At 70.2% G+C, this 18,883-nt stretch carries 18 protein-coding genes and 1 pseudogene; all 19 read left to right on the forward strand.

The window, feature by feature from the left end; all coding sequences use genetic code 11:
- Positions 1–5 precede the first annotated feature (5 nt).
- The gene (locus D9C15_RS12295) at positions 6–1,295 is read left to right on the forward strand and encodes a phospholipase D-like domain-containing protein (RefSeq protein WP_127997720.1); all 1,290 of its coding nucleotides are present in this window, start codon (positions 6–8) and stop codon (positions 1,293–1,295) included.
- A gap of 159 nt (positions 1,296–1,454) precedes the next feature.
- The gene (locus tag D9C15_RS12300; protein ID WP_127997721.1) at positions 1,455–1,871 is read left to right on the forward strand and encodes a hypothetical protein; all 417 of its coding nucleotides are present in this window, start codon (positions 1,455–1,457) and stop codon (positions 1,869–1,871) included.
- A gap of 141 nt (positions 1,872–2,012) precedes the next feature.
- Entirely contained in the window at positions 2,013–2,306 is a 294-nt protein-coding gene (locus D9C15_RS12305) for a hypothetical protein (protein ID WP_127997722.1), read from the forward strand.
- Positions 2,307–2,337: 31 nt separating this feature from the next.
- On the forward strand, positions 2,338–2,634 hold the full coding sequence (locus D9C15_RS12310) for a DUF2933 domain-containing protein (protein ID WP_127997723.1): 297 nt from the start codon (positions 2,338–2,340) through the stop codon (positions 2,632–2,634).
- An 18-nt stretch (positions 2,635–2,652) separates the two neighbouring features.
- The gene (locus tag D9C15_RS12315; protein WP_127997724.1) at positions 2,653–2,958 is read left to right on the forward strand and encodes a heavy-metal-associated domain-containing protein; all 306 of its coding nucleotides are present in this window, start codon (positions 2,653–2,655) and stop codon (positions 2,956–2,958) included.
- Between the two features lie 6 nt (positions 2,959–2,964).
- Positions 2,965–4,641 carry a DUF3141 domain-containing protein gene (locus D9C15_RS12320; protein WP_127997725.1) on the forward strand — a complete coding sequence of 559 codons (1,677 nt, stop codon included), beginning with the start codon at positions 2,965–2,967 and terminating at the stop codon, positions 4,639–4,641.
- An 82-nt stretch (positions 4,642–4,723) separates the two neighbouring features.
- Positions 4,724–5,158 (forward strand): hypothetical protein, encoded by a 435-nt coding sequence (locus D9C15_RS12325; RefSeq protein WP_240668382.1) that lies wholly within the window; start codon positions 4,724–4,726, stop codon positions 5,156–5,158.
- Positions 5,159–5,171: 13 nt separating this feature from the next.
- Entirely contained in the window at positions 5,172–5,399 is a 228-nt protein-coding gene (locus D9C15_RS12330) for a DUF2933 domain-containing protein (protein ID WP_127997726.1), read from the forward strand.
- A gap of 44 nt (positions 5,400–5,443) precedes the next feature.
- The gene (fabI, locus tag D9C15_RS12335; RefSeq protein ID WP_127997727.1) at positions 5,444–6,223 is read left to right on the forward strand and encodes an enoyl-ACP reductase FabI; all 780 of its coding nucleotides are present in this window, start codon (positions 5,444–5,446) and stop codon (positions 6,221–6,223) included.
- Between the two features lie 17 nt (positions 6,224–6,240).
- Entirely contained in the window at positions 6,241–8,013 is a 1,773-nt protein-coding gene (locus D9C15_RS12340; RefSeq protein ID WP_127997728.1) for an acetate/propionate family kinase, read from the forward strand.
- 19 nt (positions 8,014–8,032) lie between these two features.
- Positions 8,033–9,217 (forward strand): thiolase family protein, encoded by a 1,185-nt coding sequence (locus D9C15_RS12345; RefSeq protein WP_127997729.1) that lies wholly within the window; start codon positions 8,033–8,035, stop codon positions 9,215–9,217.
- 107 nt (positions 9,218–9,324) lie between these two features.
- Positions 9,325–9,789 carry a MerR family transcriptional regulator gene (locus tag D9C15_RS12350; RefSeq protein ID WP_127997730.1) on the forward strand — a complete coding sequence of 155 codons (465 nt, stop codon included), beginning with the start codon at positions 9,325–9,327 and terminating at the stop codon, positions 9,787–9,789.
- On the forward strand, positions 9,786–10,937 hold the full coding sequence (locus D9C15_RS12355) for a thymidine phosphorylase (protein WP_127997731.1): 1,152 nt from the start codon (positions 9,786–9,788) through the stop codon (positions 10,935–10,937). Before D9C15_RS12350 ends, D9C15_RS12355 begins: the two co-directional genes overlap by 4 nt.
- Positions 10,938–10,949: 12 nt before the next feature.
- Entirely contained in the window at positions 10,950–12,269 is a 1,320-nt protein-coding gene (locus D9C15_RS12360) for a class I SAM-dependent methyltransferase (RefSeq protein ID WP_127997732.1), read from the forward strand.
- A 91-nt stretch (positions 12,270–12,360) separates the two neighbouring features.
- Positions 12,361–13,497: an MFS transporter gene (locus D9C15_RS12365; RefSeq protein WP_259372601.1), complete on the forward strand. Its 1,137-nt coding sequence runs from the start codon at positions 12,361–12,363 to the stop codon at positions 13,495–13,497.
- A 97-nt stretch (positions 13,498–13,594) separates the two neighbouring features.
- A pseudogene (locus D9C15_RS12370) lies at positions 13,595–15,946 on the forward strand (heavy metal translocating P-type ATPase); the annotation flags it as partial.
- Between the two features lie 14 nt (positions 15,947–15,960).
- Positions 15,961–16,179 carry a hypothetical protein gene (locus D9C15_RS12375; RefSeq protein WP_127997734.1) on the forward strand — a complete coding sequence of 73 codons (219 nt, stop codon included), beginning with the start codon at positions 15,961–15,963 and terminating at the stop codon, positions 16,177–16,179.
- Between the two features lie 24 nt (positions 16,180–16,203).
- Positions 16,204–18,117, forward strand: coding sequence for an ATP-dependent zinc metalloprotease FtsH (ftsH, locus tag D9C15_RS12380; protein ID WP_445669283.1), 1,914 nt, complete (start codon positions 16,204–16,206; stop codon positions 18,115–18,117).
- Positions 18,114–18,881, forward strand: coding sequence for an outer membrane lipoprotein-sorting protein (locus D9C15_RS12385; RefSeq protein ID WP_240668384.1), 768 nt, complete (start codon positions 18,114–18,116; stop codon positions 18,879–18,881). The genes ftsH and D9C15_RS12385 overlap by 4 nt, the downstream gene beginning before the upstream one ends.
- Positions 18,882–18,883: the final 2 nt, after the last annotated feature.

Below are 18,883 nucleotides of genomic sequence, written 5' to 3' on the forward strand. Positions count from 1 at the left end.
CTGCGTTGACGTTCCAGTTGTGGCACCTGTTCCTGCTGGCCAGCGCGTCACTGCTTGGCCTGCTGTTCGTGCTTGTGCTGGCCGAACCCGGTCTGCCTTACGACATCGATGACCGCCTCCCATTGCCGGAGGATCACGAGTTCATGGGCCTGCTCGCGGCGCTGGTCGATGCTCCCGTCGCGAACGCAGCCTCCATCGAGGTGCTGACGAACGGGGTCGCCTTCTATCCCGAGGAGTTCGCCACCATCGCCCGCGCCCGTCGCAGCGTGCACCTAGAGGCCTACGTGTTCCACGTGAGCGCCGTGACGGACCAACTCGTTGACCTGCTGACCGAGCGCGCGCGCACCGGCGTCCGCGTGCGCCTGGTCATCGACGCGATCGGCAGCTGGCGAACACCTTCTGCGTACTTCGACGGGTTGCGCGCAGCCGGCGGCGAGGTTGCCTGGTATCAGCCGGTGCGGTGGCACACGCTGAAGCGGTTCAACAACCGCACGCACCGCGAACTGATCGTCGTCGATGGCGAGGTTGCATTCGTCGGCGGCGCCGGCTTTGCGAGCTGGTGGGACACCGGGCCGCCCGGTCAGCCGCCGTGGCGCGACACCATGGTGCGGCTCGAAGGAACCATCGTCACGTCGGTGCAGGCCGCCTTTGCCGAGAACTGGCTCGAAAGCACCGGCCAGCTGCTCACCGATCCCGGATCCTTTGCCCACTGCCGCGCCCTCGGCAGCCAGCCGGCCGTGGGCACCGATGCGATTGTCGTGACAGGTACGCCGTCGGCGGGCCGGGCCACGCGGGCACGCATGTTGTTCCAGTTGCTGATCGCCGGCGCGCGCCGGTCGATCCGCATCACCTCACCGTACTTTCTGCCGGACCGCAGCATGCGGGCCGAACTGCTGAAGGCGGTACGGCGCGGCGTGCGTGTGCAGGTCGTCGTGCCCGGCGCTTTCAACAACCACCCGATCGCCCGGCGGGCAAGCCGGCGCCGCTATGGGGACCTTCTCAGCGCCGGCGTGGAAGTGCTGGAGTACGAACCCGGCATGAATCACTGCAAGGTGCTGCTCGTCGACGAGCTGTGGGTCGTCGTCGGGTCCAGCAATTTCGACAACCGGTCGTTCGGCCTGAACGACGAACTCAATCTTGCCTTGCCCGATCGCGCGCTGGCAGCACGCCTGCGCGAGGACTTCGAGCGCGATGCCGCGCTCAGCAGGTCCGTTGACCTGCGCGACTGGCGCCGGCGGCCGATGTCCGAGCGGCTGCTGGCGCTGCTCGGGGCGCTGGTGGAGCGGCAGCAGTAGGGCGATAGGGCGGTACCGCGACTCGTTGGCGTCAGCGGTCGCCCAGGACCGGAGTCCGTAGTCGACTACGGAAGCATTGTTGATGCCGATCAAACGGCGTTGGCGAGTCCGCGCCTATTCTCGATTCAACGAATCTGCCTTGTTTCGCCCCGCGTCATCATGTTCAGCGATCGCCGACGTCTCCGCCGATGGGCAGCCCAGGTGCTGCTCGTGTGGCTGTTCGGCCTCGCGATGGGTGTGGCCAACGCCTGCGCTCTGGGCGAGCCGGCGCATCACCGCTCCGACGTGGTGACGACGCCTGCCGCCGACGCTGTTCAGCAGCACCAACACGGCAACGAGCAGGGTGACCTTGCCAAGGTCAACTGCCTGGACTTCTGCGAGAAGTCGTCGGTCGGCGTTCCGCAGTTGAAGGTTGCCGGCGACGACCTGGCCGCGCTCGGTTTCGCACTGCCGGTGTTGCACACGCTTTCAGTGTCCGGCCAGGCCGAGCCCGCGGTGAGTCGGCTGGTGGTCGACTCGCCACACCTGCCCGACGGGCCTCCGCCTCGCATCGCGTTCCAGCGCCTCGCGCTTTGACACGCCCGGACGCCGCGCGGATCTGATCCGCGCCGCGTCCTTCCTTCCGTTCGCCCTCGCGCCCGCAGCGGCGCTGTCAGGCGGCGGCATTCCTCGTTCGGCTTTTCGTTCAGTGTTCTTCCTCTCACTTGGAGCCTTGCCATGCGTACCCCCCTCGTTCTGCTGTCGTCCTTGGTCGCCCTTGCGCTCGGTGCTGGCGCCGCGGTGGCGCAGGAGCGCCCTGCGGCCGCCCCGGCTGCCGCTCCCGCGGCATCCATGCCGATGCCCATGGACTGCAATGCCGGCGCGATGAAGCGCCATGACCATGGCGCTGAGCGCAATGCGCCATCGGCCAGGTCCATGCCCTGTGCGCCAGCCGAAGCGGCGTCCGGAGCCAAGGCCAAGACGAGAAACAAGCCCGTGCACGACCACGCGAAGTTCCACAAGAACCAGTGACCGACGCATCAAGGCAGCCAGGAGATCCTCCATGAACCACTCCCATGAACACGGCAACGGCAGCCCGTCCGGCCCGAACTGGTCCCGCATCAACCAATGGGTGCTGTGGATCGGTCTGGCCGCTGCGGTGGCCTGGATGTTCTTCCGTCACAACGCGCACCTCGGGCAACTGCTGCCGTTCCTGATCCTGCTGGCCTGCCCGCTGATGCACCTGTTCGGGCATGGCGGGCACGGTGGGCACGGTGGGCATGGCGGCGGGTCGGACACGAAGGCCAAGGACGACGCGCGCCAGCTTCCCCCCGGTGGCCAGGGCGGCCACCAGCACTGAAACCCAAGGAGTCCCGATATGCAAACCACTGAACTCAAAGTCGACGGCATGACCTGCGGGTCCTGCGTAGCGTCGGTCACCAAGGCGCTCAAGCGCGTCCCGGGCGTGCAGGACGTCGAGGTCGATCTCGGCAGCGGCATCGCGCGTGTCCGCGGCGAGCATGCCGAGCACCAAGTGCCGGAACTGGTCGCCGCCCTGGGCGAGGCCGGCTATCAAGCCGACGCTGCGACCGGCGCGCAAGCCGCGCATCAGCATCCGACCGGCGGCTGTGGCAGTGGTGCCGGTGCGGCCACCAAGGGTCGCGGCGGTTGCTGCTGCGGTTGAGACGTCATGCCGACACCGAACACCGCCGTTGCGGTCGATTCTGCGGGCCTTGCGCCCGGTCGCCTGGCCTTCCGCTACTGGCTGGACGCCCTGTGGCGCGCCACCGCGGCGGCGGACACGCTGCGCGAACGTGCAGCCAACATGAGCGCGCACGAGGCCGCGGGCATGCCGCCCCTGCTGCACTTCGAGTCCGAGCCGGTGGCGGACGGGCGGGATCTCGATCCGCCGTCGAACTACCGGCTGCTGCGCGTCACGCGCTGCGGCAGCGACGCGCTCGAGAAGCACGTGCGCAAGGGCGCCGCACCGGTGATCGTGGTCGACCCGCGCGCCGGGCATGGCCCCGGCATCGGCGGCTTCAAGCGCGATTCGGAAGTCGGCATGGCGCTGCTCGAAGGCCACCCGGTCTACTTCGTCGTCTTCGACCCGGAGCCGGTCGAGGGGCAGACGATGGGGGCCGTCGTGCAGACGCTGGCGGCCTTCATCGACATCGTCGCCAAGCGCCATCGCGGCAAGGCGCCGATCGTCTACGGCAACTGCCAGGGCGGCTGGGCGATCACGCTGGCGCTGTCGCATTGCGAGCACCGCGCGGCGCTGGCGGTGCTGAACGGCTCGCCGCTGTCGTACTGGGCCGGCGAGCGCGGCATCAACCCGATGCGCCTGCTCGGTGGTTTCACCGGCGGCGTCTGGCCGGCGCACTGGATGTCGGACCTGGGCAACGGCCGCTTCGATGGCGCCTGGCTGGTGCAGAACTTCGAGGCGTTGCGGCCCGAGGGCGTGTTCCGGAAGTACGACACGCTCTTTGCGCAGCCGGAGGCCGAGCGCGATCGCTTCCTGGAGTTCGAGCGCTGGTGGAACGGCTTCTACCAGCTGGCGCGCGAGGAGATGCTGGCCATCGCCGGTGACCTGTTCGTCGGCAACCGTCTCGAGGACGGAGAGGTCGTGGTCGACGGCCATTGCCGTGCCGATCTCAAGCGCATCGGGGCGCCGCTGGTGATCTTCAGCTCCTACGGCGACAACATCACGCCGCCGCACCAGGCGCTGGGCTGGCTCAAGGAGGTGTTTGCCACGACCGAGGATCTGGTGGCTGCCGGCCAGCGCGTCGTCTACCTGCTGCACAAGCAGGTGGGCCACCTCGGCATCTTCGTGTCGGCGGGCGTGGCGCGGCGCGAGCACCGCGCCATCCTGCACCACGCCGGAACGATCCAGGACCTGGCGCCCGGCCTCTACGAGATGGTTCTCGACGATGCCGCCACGGGCGATGCCGCCACCGGTGCCCGTTTCGAACCACGCCGACTGGAGGACCTGCCATTCGACGCCAACCCGGCTGGATTCGACCAGGTGCAGGCGCTGTCCGAGGCCGCCGAGCGTGCCTACGCGCAATGGGTCTCGCCGTGGGTCCGCATGGCGGCCACGCCCGAATCAGCGCGCCTGCTGCGCGAACTGCATCCGATGCGGATCAGCCGGCAGATCTGGTCCGAGAAGGCGATGCCGGTCCTGGCCTGGCTGCCGTGGACGCAGCAGTGGCTCGAACAGGCGGGCGCACACGACCCGGATCGCACGGCCAACCCCTGGTACCAGCTCGAGCGCGTCGGCGCGGACGCGTGTGCCCAGGCCTGGGAGTCCTGGCGCACGAGCCGCGACCTGTGGGCCGAGGTGGCGTTCCAGCAGCTCTATGCCAGTTGACCGGCCGACCCACGAGGAGCCCGCCATGAGAGTCATCCTACTTCCGGCGCCATGCCGGCGTTTCGCGGCCACCACGTGGCTGTTGCTGCTGCTGGCCACGATGCTGAGCCCGGCGCTGGCCCAGAGCCGACTTGAGCGCTCTGGCGTCACCCTTTACTGGGGACTCGTGCCGGCCGCCGTCGTGGCGGACAAGCACGCGCTGGCCGAACTGCACGGCGGTCCGCCCAAAGGTGGCGGCCAGGTGCACCACCTCGTCGTGGCGCTCTACGACAGCGCAAGTGGTCGTCGCATCGAGGACGCGGTCGTGCGCGCGCAGCTCAGCGAGATCGGCATCGCCGACGAGCCCGCGAAGTACCTCCTGCCGATGAAGGTCAACGACCAGGCCAGCTACGGGCAGGTCTTCGGCGTCGCCAAGGACGGTCCGTACCGTTTCCGGCTCTGGGTGCGGCCGCCGTCGCGGACCGACGAGGTCGAGTTCAGGTTCGACGCGTGGTCGCCGCACCGCTCCGAGCGCTGAGGGGGAAGGGGCCATGACCTCACCGACGAAGCCCTCGGACACCGAATCGGGTCGCGCCTGGCCCAGGTGGATCCTCTGGACGTTCGCAGCGATTGCGCTGCTGCTGCTGGTGCTGGAGCACCGGGCACATGCGCTCGGCTGGTGGCTGCACGGGCTGCTCGGGCTGTGCATCGTGCTGCTGTATCTCCTCGTGCGGTTCGACAACGACAGCGAAGGCGCCCGAAAGAGCGGCCCGCGCTGATCGCTGGTCAGCCGACTTACGCAACAACCCAGGAAGCTTGTTCATTGGAAACCATCGATCTCTCCGGCCGCAGGGGCCTCGTGGTCGGCGTGGCAAACGCCGACAGCCTGGCCTGGTCTGCCGCGCGCCACTTCCGCAACGCCGGCGCCGAGCTGGCCATGACCTACTACAACGAGAAGGCCCGGTCCTTCGTCGCGCCGCTCGCGGAGGAGGTGCAGGCGCAGCTGCTGCCGTGCAACGTGCTGCAGGAGGGGCAATTGGAAGCGGTCTTCGACGCGCTGCGCGACCGCTGGGGGAAGCTCGACTTCGTCTTCCACTCGATCGCGTCGGCGCGCAAGGAAGACCTGCAGGGCCGCCTCACCGACTGCTCGGGCGCCGGGTTCGCCGAGGCGATGCTGGTGTGCTGCCACTCGTTGATCCGCATGGCGCGCCTGGCCGAGCCGCTCATGCGCGACGGCGGCAGCCTCACCACGGTGAGCTACTACGGCGCCGAGAAGGTGGTCGAGCACTACAACGTAATGGGACCGGTGAAGGCCGCCTTGGAGGCCTCGGTGCGCTATCTCGCGCACGAACTCGGGCCCGCCGGTATCCGCGTCAACGCCATCTCTGCGGGCCCGGTGCGCACGCGCGCGGCCTCCGGCATCACCCACTTCGACGAGCTGCTCGACGAGGCCGCGCGCCGCTCGCCGCAGCGGCGCACCGTGGACGGCTGCGAGGTCGGCCGCGTGGCCCTGCTGCTCGCCAGTCCCTACGCGTCGGCCATCACCGGCGAAATCGTGCACGTCGATGCCGGCTTCCATGTCGAAGGCATGGTGTTCCATTGAAGCCATCGGGCAGGGCCATGCACATCCTCTCGCTCAACGCCGGCAGCGCGACGCTCAAGTTCGGCGTCTTCGACCCGGTGTCGGCCACGCCGCTGATGGAGGCGACGATCGAACGCCCCGCGGTCGATGCGGCGGCGTTCGACGAGATCGAGCGCCGACTGCGGGATGCCGGCATGCCGGCGATCGACGCCGTCGGCCATCGTGTCGCGCACGGCGGACTCCGCCTGAGTGAGGCCGTGCTCGTCGACGCGGACACCGAGCGCGAGATCGAACAGGCCGCCCCGCTGGCGCCCCAGCACAACCCGGTCGCGCTGGCCGGCATCCGCCTGGCGCGCGAGCGCTGGCCGGGCCTGCCGCAGGTGGCGGTGTTCGACACCGCGTTCCATGCCGGCATGCCCGAGCAGGCGTCGCTCTATGCGGTGCCGCAGGCCTGGCGCGACGCCGGCGTGCGCCGCTACGGCTTTCATGGCCTTTCGCATCGGCACGTGCTCGAAGCGGTGAGCGGTGCGCTGGAACGGGCTCCTGAGGATCTGCGCATCGTCAGCTGCCACCTCGGCAACGGTGCGAGCGTCTGCGCGATCGACCGCGGCCGGTCCATCGACACCTCGATGGGAATGACGGCGCTGGAGGGGCTCGTGATGGGCACGCGCAGCGGCGATCTGGACCCCGGCGTGCCGGCGTTCGTCGCGCGGACGCTCGGACTCGACCCGGCGCAGATCGAAGCGGCGCTGTACCACGACAGTGGATTGATGGCGCTGTCTGGCATCGGCCCGGACCTGCGCGAGATCGAGGCCCGGGCGCACCAGGGGCATGCCGGCGCCCGGACGGCGCTGCAGGTTCACTCCTACCGGGTTCGCAAGTACATCGGGGCCTACGCCGCGGCGATGGGCGGCTGCGACGCCGTCGCCTTCACCGGCGGAGCAGGGGAGAACTCTGCCGCGCTGCGACGGCGCATCCTGGAGGGCCTGGAGTTCCTCGGCGTGCGTCTCGACGAAGACCGCAACGAGTCCTTCGGCGCGTCCGGTGCGGCGGTCGCCGAACTGCAGGCACCGCGCTCGCAGGTGGCGGTGCTGGCGGTGCGGGCGCGCGAGCAGTGGGTCATCGCCCGCGAGACCGCGGCGGTGCTGCGCCACGCCGAGCGCCCCGCGTCGCGGCAGGACTTCTCGATGCCGGTGGCGATCTCGGCTCACCACGTGCACCTCACGCAGGCCGCCGTCGAGACCCTGTTCGGCGCCGGCCACGCGCTGCGCGTGCTGCAACCGCTCAGCCAGCCCGGCTTCTTCGCCGCCGAGGAAACGGTTTCCGTGATCGGCGAGCGCGGCCGGATCGAGCGCGTGCGCGTCGTCGGGCCCTGCCGAGCGGCCAACCAGATCGAGGTCAGCCGCACCGAGGCCATCCGGCTCGGCATCGAGGCGCCGCTGCGCCTGTCCGGCGATCTCGCGGGCAGCGCCGAGGTCACGCTGGCGGGGCCGGCCGGGACCTTGCGCAGCACGGGTTTGATCGTCGCGCGCCGCCACCTGCACCTGACGAGCGCCGATGCCCGGTGGCTCGGCGTCGGAGACCGTGGCGAGATCGAGGTCGCGCTCGACACGCCGCGCGGCACGGTGCTGCGCCATGTCGCCCTGCGTGTCGACGACGGCGCGGTGCTCGAACTGCACCTCGATACCGACGAGGCCAACGCGGCCGGGCTGCAATCCGTCGGCGAGGGCGTGCTGCAGCGAAGCGAGTGCACGGCCCGCGTCTGCGCCCAGGCCGACCACCAGAACCATGCGCCATTGCACGCGCATTGATCCACGAAAGGAGAGATCCATGGCTACCCACGAAGTCGTCCTCTGCGGCGCCGTCCGCACCCCCATCGGCACCTACGGCGGCGCGCTCAAGGATGTACCCGCCAGCGAGCTCGGCGCCGCCGTGATCCGCGAGACGCTGCTGCGCAACGGCCTCGCCGGGTCCAAGGTGCAGTCGCTCGTGATGGGCAACGTCATCCAAGCCGGCAACCGGATGAACCCAGCACGCCAGGCGGGTCTCGCGGCGGGGCTGCCCGTCGAAGTGCCCGCGCTGACGGTCAACCGCGTCTGCGGATCCGGGGCGCAAGCCGTTGTCAGCGCAGCGCTCGAGGTGGCCGCCGGCATGATCGACTGCGCGGTGGCCGGCGGCATGGAGAACATGGACCGCGCGCCCTACCTGCTGCCGCAGGGGCGCTGGGGCGCGCGCATGGGCGACGTGACGCTGTTCGACAGCATGCTGCTGGACGGACTGCACGACGCTGTCAGCGGGCAGCATGCCGGCTGGCACACCGAGGACCTGGTGATCCGTTGCGGCATTTCCCGGGAGGACCAGGACCGCTGGGCGCTGCGCTCCCAGCATGCGTTCTCGGCCGCGCAAGCTGCCGGCCGGTTCGACGCCGAGATCGTCACCCTGCAGGTGCCCGGTCGCAAGGGGCCGGTGCCGTTTGCGCGCGACGAGCACAACCGGCCCGACACCACGGTGGAGTCGCTGGCGCGGCTCAAGCCCGCCTTCCGCAAGGAGGGCACGATCACCGCGGGCAATGCGCCAGGGCTCAACAGTGGCGCGGCCGCGATGGTGGTGGCCGAGCGCGGCTGGGCCGAGCGCCAGGGGATGCAGCCGCAGGCGCGCCTGGCGGCTTTCGGCATCGGCGCCGTGGACCCGAACTTCTTCGGGCTCGGGCCGCTGCCGGCCGTGCGCCAGGCGCTCGAGCGTGCCGGCTGGACGATCGGGGATGTCGACCGGGTCGAGATCAACGAGGCCTTCGCGGCCATCGCGCTGGCCTGCCAGCGCGAACTCGGTTTCGCCGAGGACGTAGTCAATGTCGAGGGCGGCGCCATCGCGCACGGGCATCCGATCGGAGCGACCGGAGCGGTCCTCGCCACCCGGCTGCTGTACGCGATGCAGCGCGACGGCCTGCGCCGCGGCATCGTGACGCTGTGCATCGGCGGCGGCCAGGCCGTTGCGCTGGCGCTCGAGCGGATCTGAGCAATGCAAGCCGGCCCGGTCACGCAGGGACTTGACCCATGTGCAGCACCCGGGTCGAGACTCGCTGCCCGGGAGTTGACGCGGCCCTGCGGCGACGGAGAAATGCGATGCGATTAATCGAGTGCGCGCGGCAGGCCGGCGTGACCACCGACACGCTGCGCCACTATCTGCGGGTCGGCCTGGTGGAAGCGGACGGCCGGACCGAGAACGGCTACCGCACGTTCTCGGAGCGCAGTGTCGCGCGCGTGCGCTTCATCCGCGGCGCGCTGGCGCTGGGTTTCACGCTCAGGGACGCTGGCGAACTCGTCGAGATGGGGCAACGCGGCGAACTGCCGTGTCCGCGTGCGCGCACCTTGCTCGACCATCGCCTCGCGGAGCAGGGTCGTCAGCTGGACGCCGCCCTGCGCCTGCATCGGCGCATGCAGCGGGCGGTGGCCGACTGGAAGCGGCGTCCCGATGGCGTGCCCGACGGCCACTCGGTGTGTGGCCTCATCGAGGGGTTCGCGCAGGACCCGGCTTCGGCCGCGCGACGCGACCGCGGAGCCTCCGCGCGGCGAAGGAGCGAGGGATGAACCAAGCCGCCGGCCCGACCCACGAGCTCTGGACTTCGGAGCCGTACAGCGACCCGGCGGTCCGGCAGGCCATCGCCCTCGCGCGCGCCTGGACGGCCGAAGCGAGTCGGGCACTTGTCTGGGAGTCGACCCGAATCGTTGATCGGCACGGCCTGGACCGGATCCCCGGGCACCGGACGACGCCGATCGTTGCAGCGATCGTGGCTGCAGCGGGCGCGACGATGCCGCACTTCTCGCTGCGGTCCGGCACGGGGGCTTGGAGCAGCGCCGACGCGATGGCGACGCTGACCGGGGTGGAACTCGATCGTGCGACTGCGGCCAGCATCACCTCGCGCGTGGGCGTGTGCGTCGCCCGCGCGGACGCCGCGGGTGTGGCAACGAACGTGCCGTGGAGTCCCACGGCGGATGACGCCCGCCTCGTGGCGTCGGCACTGTCGCGCCGGGTGGCTGCCGGCGTGGGGAGCCTGCTCGTCAACGTGGCGGTCGGACGAGGTACCGGCGTGCCCGACGACGATCGCTTCCATCGCCTGCAAGCACTGTTCAGGGCCGTGGGCGCAACGGTCGGCGTGCAGGTTCGCGTCGCCCGTTTGGCCGGCACGCAGCCGGTGGGTCTGGGCATCGGTCCGGCACCCGAGGCGCTGGACGTGTTGGCCGTGCTGCGCGGCGCCGCGGCGGCGCCGGTCGACCTGCGCATGCACGCGCTGGCCGAAGCCGGCCAGTTGCTCGAGATGTGCGGCGCGAGCCGACCCGGACATGGCGAGCTCGACGCCTGGCGACTGCTCGACAGCGGCGCTGCATGGGCGCGCTTCCAGGCCCTGTGCGAGGCCCAGGGTGGAATGCATGAGCCGACGCTGGCGCCGATCGCCGAAACCATCACGGCCGAACACGCTGGCCACGTGAGATCCCTGGACGGCGCGCATGTGCGGCTCCTTGCGGTGCTGGCTGGCGCACCGCAAGGAGCCGGCGCCGGCGTCGTGCTGCATGCCCGGATCGGCGATCGGGTGCACCGGGGCCAGTCGCTGTTCACCGTCCACGCAGCGAGCCGGCAGTGCCTCACGGCCGTGACGGACGAGCTGCGGCGCGCACCGATGATTTCCGTCGACGACGTGTCTACCGCGACCCTGACCGAACCACAAGACATGCACTGAAGGGACCTGCCGATGGACCACTCGACCACGCTCGCTCGGCCCCTGCCGCCGGACCTGCACGCTCCGGCGCTGCGCATCCTGCGCCGCTTGCTGGCGGGCATCGAACGGCCACCGGCGCTGAGGCTGGGCGATGCGATCCTGCACGAGCTCGAGACCCACCCCGAGTACACGCTCGTGATCCGCGACCCCGGGCTGCTGCGCCGCCTCGTGCTGCGGCCCGATCCGCTGTTGCTGGCCGACGCCTACTTCCGCGGTGTGATCGATGTCGAAGGCGATCTGTACAGCGCACTGGCATTGAAGGACCACTTCGAGGCAGTCTCGCTGACCTGGCGCGACAAGCTGGCGCTGTGGCGTGACGCGTTGATGCTGCGGGTGTCCGAGCAGGACGCCCTGAAGCCGGTCGGGGGACTGGCCTCGCGCATGGCCCGGCGGTTCGCGCATCGCCATTCACGCCAGACCGACCGGGCGGCGAACTCCTTCCACTACGACGTGTCCAACGCGTTCTACGGCTTGTGGCTGGATGCCGAGCGGGTCTATTCCTGTGCCTACTTCGAGGCCGCCGACGACTCGCTCGAGCAGGCCCAGCGCAACAAGCTGGAGCACATCTGCCGCAAGCTGCGCCTGCAGCCCGGCGAGCGCCTGCTCGACATCGGCTGCGGCTGGGGCGCGCTCGTGTGCTGGGCGGCGCGCCACCACGGCGTGCGCGCGCACGGCATCACGCTCAGCCAGCGGCAGCTCGAATACGCACGCGAGCGCATCCGGGCCGAAGGGCTGCAGGATCTCGTCACGGTCGAGCTCCGCGACTACCGCGACCTCGACGGCGTTGCGGTCTACGACAAGGTGTCCAGCGTCGGCATGTTCGAGCATGTCGGCCTGGCGAACCTGCCGGCCTACTACGCCGCGGTCCAGCACGTGCTGCGGCCGGGCGGGCTGTTCCTCAACCATGGGATCACCCATGACGAGGAGGGCTGGAACCGGACCGTCGCGACCGAGTTCATCAATCGCTACGTGTTTCCGGACGGCGAGCTCGACTGCGTCAGCAACATCCAGCTCGGGATGGAGCGGGCCGGCTTCGAGATCCACGATGTCGAAGGTCTGCGGCCGCACTACGCGCTGACGCTGCGGCACTGGGTGCAGCGGCTGGAGGCACGCCGCGACGAGGCGCTGCGGGAAGTCGACGAGCCGACCTACCGCGTCTGGCGGCTCTACATGGCGGCTTGTGCGCTCGAGTTCGAGTCAGGAGGCACGGGCATCTACCAGATCGTCGCCTCGAAGCGCGCTGGCGGAGCGTGGCCGGTCCCGCTGACCCGCCGCGATGTCTACCGTGGGTGAGCGGTCATGGTCGTCGCCTTCCCTGTCGTTGGCGGCTGGCCCGCGAGGGGAACTGGCAGCCGGCGCCTTCGCGGCGCTGCTCGCAGCCGGGATGGCGGTGTCGATGGCCTACGGCGTGACACTGCCGCTGCTGCCAGGGCTGGTGGAGCGCGCAGGGGTCGGCTCGGCGGCCGACGTGGACAGCCACACGGGCTGGATCACCGGCGTGTACACGCTCGCGCTGTTCCTGTTCGCGCCCGCCTGGGGAGCGCTCGCGGATCGGATCGACCGCCGCTGGGTGCTCGCTGCCGGGCTGGCCGGGTCGAGCACGGCACTGTGGGCCTTGACCTTGCCCCTCTCGATGCGCGGGCTCTATGCGGCGCGTGCGATCGCCGGCCTGACGTCGGCGGCGGTGCTCCCCGCGGTGTTCGCCTACATCGTCACCGCGTCCGCGCCGCCCCGCTTGCAGCGCCGCTTCGCCTGGATCGCCTCGGCCACCGCGCTGGGCTTCCTGCTCGGGCCGGCACTCGGCGACGGGCTGGCTGCTCCGATACGCGCAGTCGGTGGCAATGGCGCGTTCGCCACGCTGCCGCTGGACGTGGTCGCTGTCGTTGGGGTGCTGGCGGCCGCAGGCGTGCTCAAGCTGCCACCCAACCAGGCCATGCTGCCTGCGCCGGGCGGTGCGGTGTCCGGCGACGAGCGGCGCATCGCCCGCTCGCTGCTGTTGACGGCCGTCGTCGTGCTGGCGATCACGGTCGCCGAGGTCGGCGTGACCTTGGCGGCGCGCCGCGCGCCTGCGGCAGGCACGTTGCCGGTGTCGGCGTACTTCGCGCTGTGCAGCGGCGTGATGATCGCCGTGCAGTTCTGGGCCCTGCCGCGCCTGGAACGCAGGCTGGGCGAACCGCGGCTCGTCGTCGCCGCGCTCCTGGTGCTGTCGACCGGTCTCGGTCTGCTGGCCGTCCCGAACGGGGGCTTCGTGACCGCCGTGGCGTTTGTGCTGGCGGCGGCAGGCATCGGCGTGCTCATCCCCTCGCTGGCCGTGCGCATCTCGAGTGCGGCCGGCGCGCGCCAGGGCTGGGCGATGGGCCGGCAGGCCGCGGCGGCCAACCTCGGGCAGGCGGTCGGTGCCGCAGCCACGGGAAGCCTGTTCGCGCTGGCACCGCCGCTGCCGTTCCTCATCGCAGGCGGGCTGACCGCTCTCGCGGCCGGCGCGGCGGCATGGAAGGGCGCCGCGCGCCGCACCCCATGACGCCCACCGCATACCCCCTCCACGCATCGATCAGGAGAAGGACATGACTCAGGCAGTGCTTCACGACGGACGCGCGGCGTCGGCCACCGCTTCGGTCGACCCAGTGTGCGGAATGACCGTGGATCCGGCCAAGGCGGCGGGGCGCGCCGAACACGGCGGGCGCACCTACCTGTTCTGCTCTGGGCACTGTCTGGGTGAGTTCCAGCGCGATCCGCCGCGCTACGTCGGCACTCCCGCGCGGGCATCCGAAGCCGCGCCTGCGGCTAATCCGACCGCCGTCGCCGAGGACATGCATGCAGCAGGCCGCCCTCTGCAGACCGTGCTGCGACGCGACGAGTCCGGCCAGGCGAAGGACCCGGTGTGCGGCATGGTGGTCGACAATGCGACCGCGCTGCGCACCGACCGTGGCGGGCGCAGCTACTACTTCTGCAGCGCCGGCTGCCAGCGCATCTTCGAGTCGCCCGAGGCCGAGCTCAAGTCGATGCGCACGCGGGTCACCATCGCGCTGACCGGCGTGCTGGCGCTGGCGATCATGCGCGCCGGCGCCTTCATCGCGCTGGCCACCGGCGCGACGCTGCTGACCTGGGTGCCGATCCCGGCGCTGCCCTGGTTCACCTGGGGCGTGTGGCTGTTCCTGCTGGTGACGCCGGTGCAGTTCGTCGGCGGCTGGGGCTTCTATGTCGGCGCCTTCAATGCGCTGCGCAACCGGTCCATCAACATGGACCTGCTGATCGCGCTCGGCACCTCGGTGGCCTACTTCTACAGCGTCGCGGTGCTGTTCTTCCCGTCCGTGCTGCCGGTGAAGGTCGAGGAGCGCGACGTCTACTTCGAGGTCTCGGCGGTGATCATCGCCTTCGTGCTGCTGGGCAAGTACATGGAGGAGATCATCAAGAAGCACTCCTCGGCGGCGGTGCGCAAGCTCCTCGACCTCAAGCCCGCGACCGCCCACGTGCTGCGCGGCGGTGAGGAGATCGAGATCCCGGCCGAGCAGGTGATGGTGGGCGAGACGATCGTCGTGCGGCCGGGCCAACGCATCGCGACCGACGGCGTGGTGCTCGAGGGCGCCTCGTCGGTGGACGAGTCGATGCTCACCGGCGAGTCGATGCCGGTCGACAAGCAGGCCGGTGCGGCGGTGATCGGCGGCACGCTGAACCGCACCGGCAGCTTCCGCTTCCAGGCCACGCGCATCGGCGCCGAGACGGCACTCGCACAGATCGTCAAGATGGTCGAGGACGCCCAGACCAGCAGTGCGCCGATCCAGCGCATCGCCGACCAGGTGACGCGCTACTTCGTGCCGGCGGTGGTGGGCACGGCGATCCTCGCGTTCGCGCTCTGGTGGCTGGCCGGCAACTTCCCGCAGGGCCTGCTCGCGTTCATCGCGGTCCTCATCATCGCCTGTCCCTGCGCGCTCGGCATTGCCACCCCGGCGGCGCTGATGGTGGGCGTGGGCCGCGGCGCGCAGGCCGGCATCCTGATTCGCGGTGGCGAGATCCTCGAGAAGGCCGAGCGGCTCACCACCGTCGTGTTCGACAAGACCGGGACGCTGACCCGCGGCGAGCCGGCGCTGACCGATCTGCAGCCCTGCGGGCACTGCGACCACGACCAGGCGCTGCGCCTCGCAGCCAGCCTGGAGGCCGGCTCCGAGCATCCGCTGGCCGAGGCCATCCTCCGCAGCGCCAGGGAGACCGGCATCGCGCCTTGTTCGGTGCAGGGCTTCGAGGCCGTGCCGGGCCACGGTGTGCGCGGCCAGGTCGAGGGGCGCGCCGTGCTGTTCGGCAACCGCCGGCTGATGGAACGCGAGGGCGTCGACGTGACCCAGGTCGGTGCGGACATGGAGCGCTTCCAGGCGGACGGCAAGACGGCGATGCTGCTCGCCTGCGACCGAGAACTCGCCGCAGTCATCGCGGTCGCCGACACGATCAAGCCGGAGGCGCGCGAGGCGGTGCGGTCGCTGCGCGCCGAAGGCGTCGAGGTCGTGATGCTGACCGGGGACAACGCCCGCACCGCGGCGGCGATTGGCCGCGCGCTGGAGATCGACCGGGTGATCGCCGACGTGCTGCCCTCCGAAAAGGCGCGCGTGATCAAGGAACTGCAGCAGGCCGGCAAGGTGGTCGCGATGGTCGGCGACGGCGTCAACGACGCCCCGGCGCTGGCGACCGCGGACATCGGCATCGCGATCGGGTCGGGCTCGGATGTGGCCAAGGAGACCGGCGGCATCATTCTCGTGCGCAGCGACGTGCGCGACGTGGTGACCGGCATCCGGCTCTCGCGGGCGACCATGCGCACGATCAAGCGCAACCTTTTCTGGGCCTTCATCTACAACGCGGTCGGCGTGCCGATCGCCGCCTTCGGGCTGCTCAACCCGATCATCGCTGCCGCGGCGATGGCGTTGTCCTCGGTGTCGGTGATTGTCAACTCGGCGCTGCTCAAGCGGGCACGCCTGCAATGACGACGGAGGTTGCCATGAGACTCGTCAAGTGGCCCGAGTTCGCCAATCGCTGGATGTGGTTGTGTCCGATCCTCGCCGTGGTGCTCGCCGCGGCGGTGCTGTGGTCCTTCGGCTTCAGCTGGTGGAGTGCGCTGCTGGCCGCCGTCATGCTCGTGTGTCCGGTGCTGATCCTGTGGGGTGCCATCCAGGTCGCCCTCGACGAGCGACGATCACGCAGGCGTCCCGGCACCTGACCCCGATTCCCTGGAGGAGTGTTGTTGATGGACAAGAAACAGACGTTCTCGCTCTGGTACGTGCTGGCCGCCCTGGTGGGCCTGATCCTGATGCAGGAGTTCTTCACCCCACGGCACACGCAGACCCTGACGTACAGCGAGTTCAAGCAGGCGCTCGTGGCCGGCAAGCTCGACAACGTGGTGATCGCTGACGGCATTGCGACCGGCAAGCTGCGTGCCGAAGGGCTGGAGCAGATCCTGCCGAAGGAGAAGCTCGAGGCGCTCAAGCGCGCCGGCGGCGAGCACGGCTTCGCGACGGTACTGGTCAACGACCCGGGCCTGGTGGCCCAGCTCGACGCGGCGAAGGTGCGCTATGGCAGCGTGCGCGAGAGCAAGTGGCTCGGCGCGCTGATCTCGTGGGTCGCGCCGGCGCTGGTGTTCTTCGGCATCTGGTGGTTCTTGATGAAGCGCATGGGCGGCGGCGGCATGGGGCACGGCATGCTGGAGATCGGCAAGAGCAAGGCCAAGGTCTACATGCAGACCGAGACCGGCGTCACGTTCAAGGACGTCGCGGGTATCGACGAGGCGCGCGAGGAACTCATGGAGGTCGTCGAGTTCCTCAAGAACCCGGATCGGTACAAGCGCCTGGGCGGCAAGATCCCCAAGGGCGTGCTGATCGTCGGTGCACCCGGCACCGGCAAGACGCTGCTGGCCAAGGCGGTGGCCGGCGAGGCCGGCGTGCCCTTCCTGTCGCTCAGCGGCTCGGAGTTCGTCGAGATGTTCGTCGGCGTCGGCGCGGCGCGCGTGCGCGACCTGTTCGAGCAGGCGGCGGCCAAGGCGCCATGCATCGTCTTCATCGACGAGATCGACGCGCTCGGCAAGGCGCGCGGCGTCGGCCTGTCCGGCGGCCACGAGGAGCACGAGCAGACGCTGAACCAGCTGCTCGCCGAGATGGACGGCTTCGACACCAACCGCGGCGTGATCATCCTCGCCGCGACGAACCGGCCCGAGGTGCTCGATCCTGCGCTGCTGCGGCCAGGGCGCTTCGACAGGCACGTCGCAATCGACCGGCCCGACCTGATCGGACGGCGGCAGATCCTGGAAGTGCACGTGAAGAACGTCAAGCTGGCGCCGGCTGTCGACCTTGCCGTGCTCGCGGCGCGCACGCCCGGCTTCGCTGGTGCCGACCTGGCCAACCTGGTCAACGAGGCGACGCTGCGGGCCGCCAAGCGCGGCAAGGACGCGGTGGACATGCAGGACTTCGAGGAAGCGCTGGACCGCATCGTCGCCGGCCTCGAGAAGAAGAACCGGGTGATGAACCCGACCGAGCGCAGGTTCGTCGCCTACCACGAGGCCGGCCACGCCCTGGTCGCCGAGATGCGCAAGAACGCCGACCGCGTGACCAAGGTGTCGATCATCCCGCGTGGCATCGCGGCGCTGGGCTACACCCAGCAGTCGCCGACCGAGGACCGCTACCTGATGCGTCGCAGCGAGCTGCTCGATCGGCTCGACGTGCTGCTGGCTGGGCGCGTGGCCGAGCAGCTGGTGTTCGAGGACGTATCGACCGGCGCGGAGAACGACCTGCAGCGCGCCACCGACCTGGCGCGCCACATGGTCACGCACTACGGCATGAGCGAGGCGCTTGGCCTGGCGACCTATGACGCGCGGCCCAGGCCGCTGTACCTGAACGGCCCGATGTTGCCCGAGCCACGCACCTTCAGCGAGCGCACCGCCGAGGCGATCGACGGCGAGGTGCGCCGGCTGCTCGACGAGGCGCGCGAACGTGTGGCGCAAACGCTGGGGACGCACCGCGCGACGCTCGAAGCGCTGGCCGCGTTGCTGCTCGAAAAGGAGGTGGTGGACCGGGCGATGCTGGACGGCCTGATGGCGTCGACCGCCGCTCCGGCTCAGCTGCGCGTGGCCGCCGTGGCGCTGCCGCCGGTGGACGGTGCCTCGTGAATACGCGTCGCGTTCTGCTTCGTCTCGCCGCCGCGGTCCCGCTCGCCGCGCTCGCCACCCCGGGCGTTCGTGCCCAGCCGCCGGAGGGGCGCGAGATCCTCGACAAGGTCGAGAAGCTGCTGTGGGGCCGGACGGTGCAGGGGGAGTACGAGATGACGATCGCCACGCCGCGCTGGCAGCGCACGCTCGGCCTGCGCCTGTGGATGGACCGGCCGCGGCGCTCGTTCGTGCGCATCCTGTCGCCTGCCAAGGAGGCCGGGATCGGCTCGCTGCGCATCGGCACCGAGATGTGGAACTACCTGCCCAACGTCGAGCGCATCGTCAAGATTCCACCGTCGATGATGCTGCAGCCGTGGATGGGCTCGGATTTCACGAACGACGACCTCGTCAAGGAGAGCAGCATCCTCGACGACTACACGCACAAGGTGCTCGCCACGGTGCAGCTCGATAGCGAGGCGGTCGTGCAGGTCGAGGCTGTGCCGAAACCCGACGCGGCGGTGGTCTGGGGGCGCATCGTCTACTGGGTGCGGCGCGCCGACACGATGCCGCTGAAGCAGGAGTTCTTCAGCGAGCGCGGCGAGCGCGTGCGCGTGCTGGCGTTCTCCGATGTGCGCAAGGTCGGCGGGCGGGACCTGCCGACGCGCTGGGAGATGCGGCCCGACGCCAAGCCCGGCAACTCGACCACGGTGGTGCTGAAAGACGCCGTGTTCGACCGGCCGTTGGACGACGAGATCTTCAGCCAGCGCAACCTGCAGAAGCGATGAAA

Origin of the sequence: Piscinibacter defluvii (genome assembly GCF_004011805.1) — a bacterium.
GTDB classification, from domain to species: Bacteria; Pseudomonadota; Gammaproteobacteria; order Burkholderiales; family Burkholderiaceae_C; genus Piscinibacter; species Piscinibacter defluvii.

Bases quoted from the DNA above. Each gene is read 5' to 3' on its own strand.
- D9C15_RS12300 (WP_127997721.1), top strand. From the start codon at position 1,455: ATGTTCAGCGATCGCCGACGTCTCCGCCGATGGGCAGCCCAGGTGCTG.
- D9C15_RS12305 (WP_127997722.1), top strand. From the start codon at position 2,013: ATGCGTACCCCCCTCGTTCTGCTGTCGTCCTTGGTCGCCCTTGCGCTC.
- D9C15_RS12310 (WP_127997723.1), top strand. From the start codon at position 2,338: ATGAACCACTCCCATGAACACGGCAACGGCAGCCCGTCCGGCCCGAAC.
- D9C15_RS12315 (WP_127997724.1), top strand. From the start codon at position 2,653: ATGCAAACCACTGAACTCAAAGTCGACGGCATGACCTGCGGGTCCTGC.
- D9C15_RS12320 (WP_127997725.1), top strand. From the start codon at position 2,965: ATGCCGACACCGAACACCGCCGTTGCGGTCGATTCTGCGGGCCTTGCG.
- D9C15_RS12330 (WP_127997726.1), top strand. From the start codon at position 5,172: ATGACCTCACCGACGAAGCCCTCGGACACCGAATCGGGTCGCGCCTGG.
- D9C15_RS12340 (WP_127997728.1), top strand. From the start codon at position 6,241: ATGCACATCCTCTCGCTCAACGCCGGCAGCGCGACGCTCAAGTTCGGC.
- D9C15_RS12345 (WP_127997729.1), top strand. From the start codon at position 8,033: ATGGCTACCCACGAAGTCGTCCTCTGCGGCGCCGTCCGCACCCCCATC.
- D9C15_RS12350 (WP_127997730.1), top strand. From the start codon at position 9,325: ATGCGATTAATCGAGTGCGCGCGGCAGGCCGGCGTGACCACCGACACG.
- D9C15_RS12355 (WP_127997731.1), top strand. From the start codon at position 9,786: ATGAACCAAGCCGCCGGCCCGACCCACGAGCTCTGGACTTCGGAGCCG.
- D9C15_RS12360 (WP_127997732.1), top strand. From the start codon at position 10,950: ATGGACCACTCGACCACGCTCGCTCGGCCCCTGCCGCCGGACCTGCAC.
- D9C15_RS12365 (WP_259372601.1), top strand. From the start codon at position 12,361: ATGGCGGTGTCGATGGCCTACGGCGTGACACTGCCGCTGCTGCCAGGG.
- D9C15_RS12375 (WP_127997734.1), top strand. From the start codon at position 15,961: ATGAGACTCGTCAAGTGGCCCGAGTTCGCCAATCGCTGGATGTGGTTG.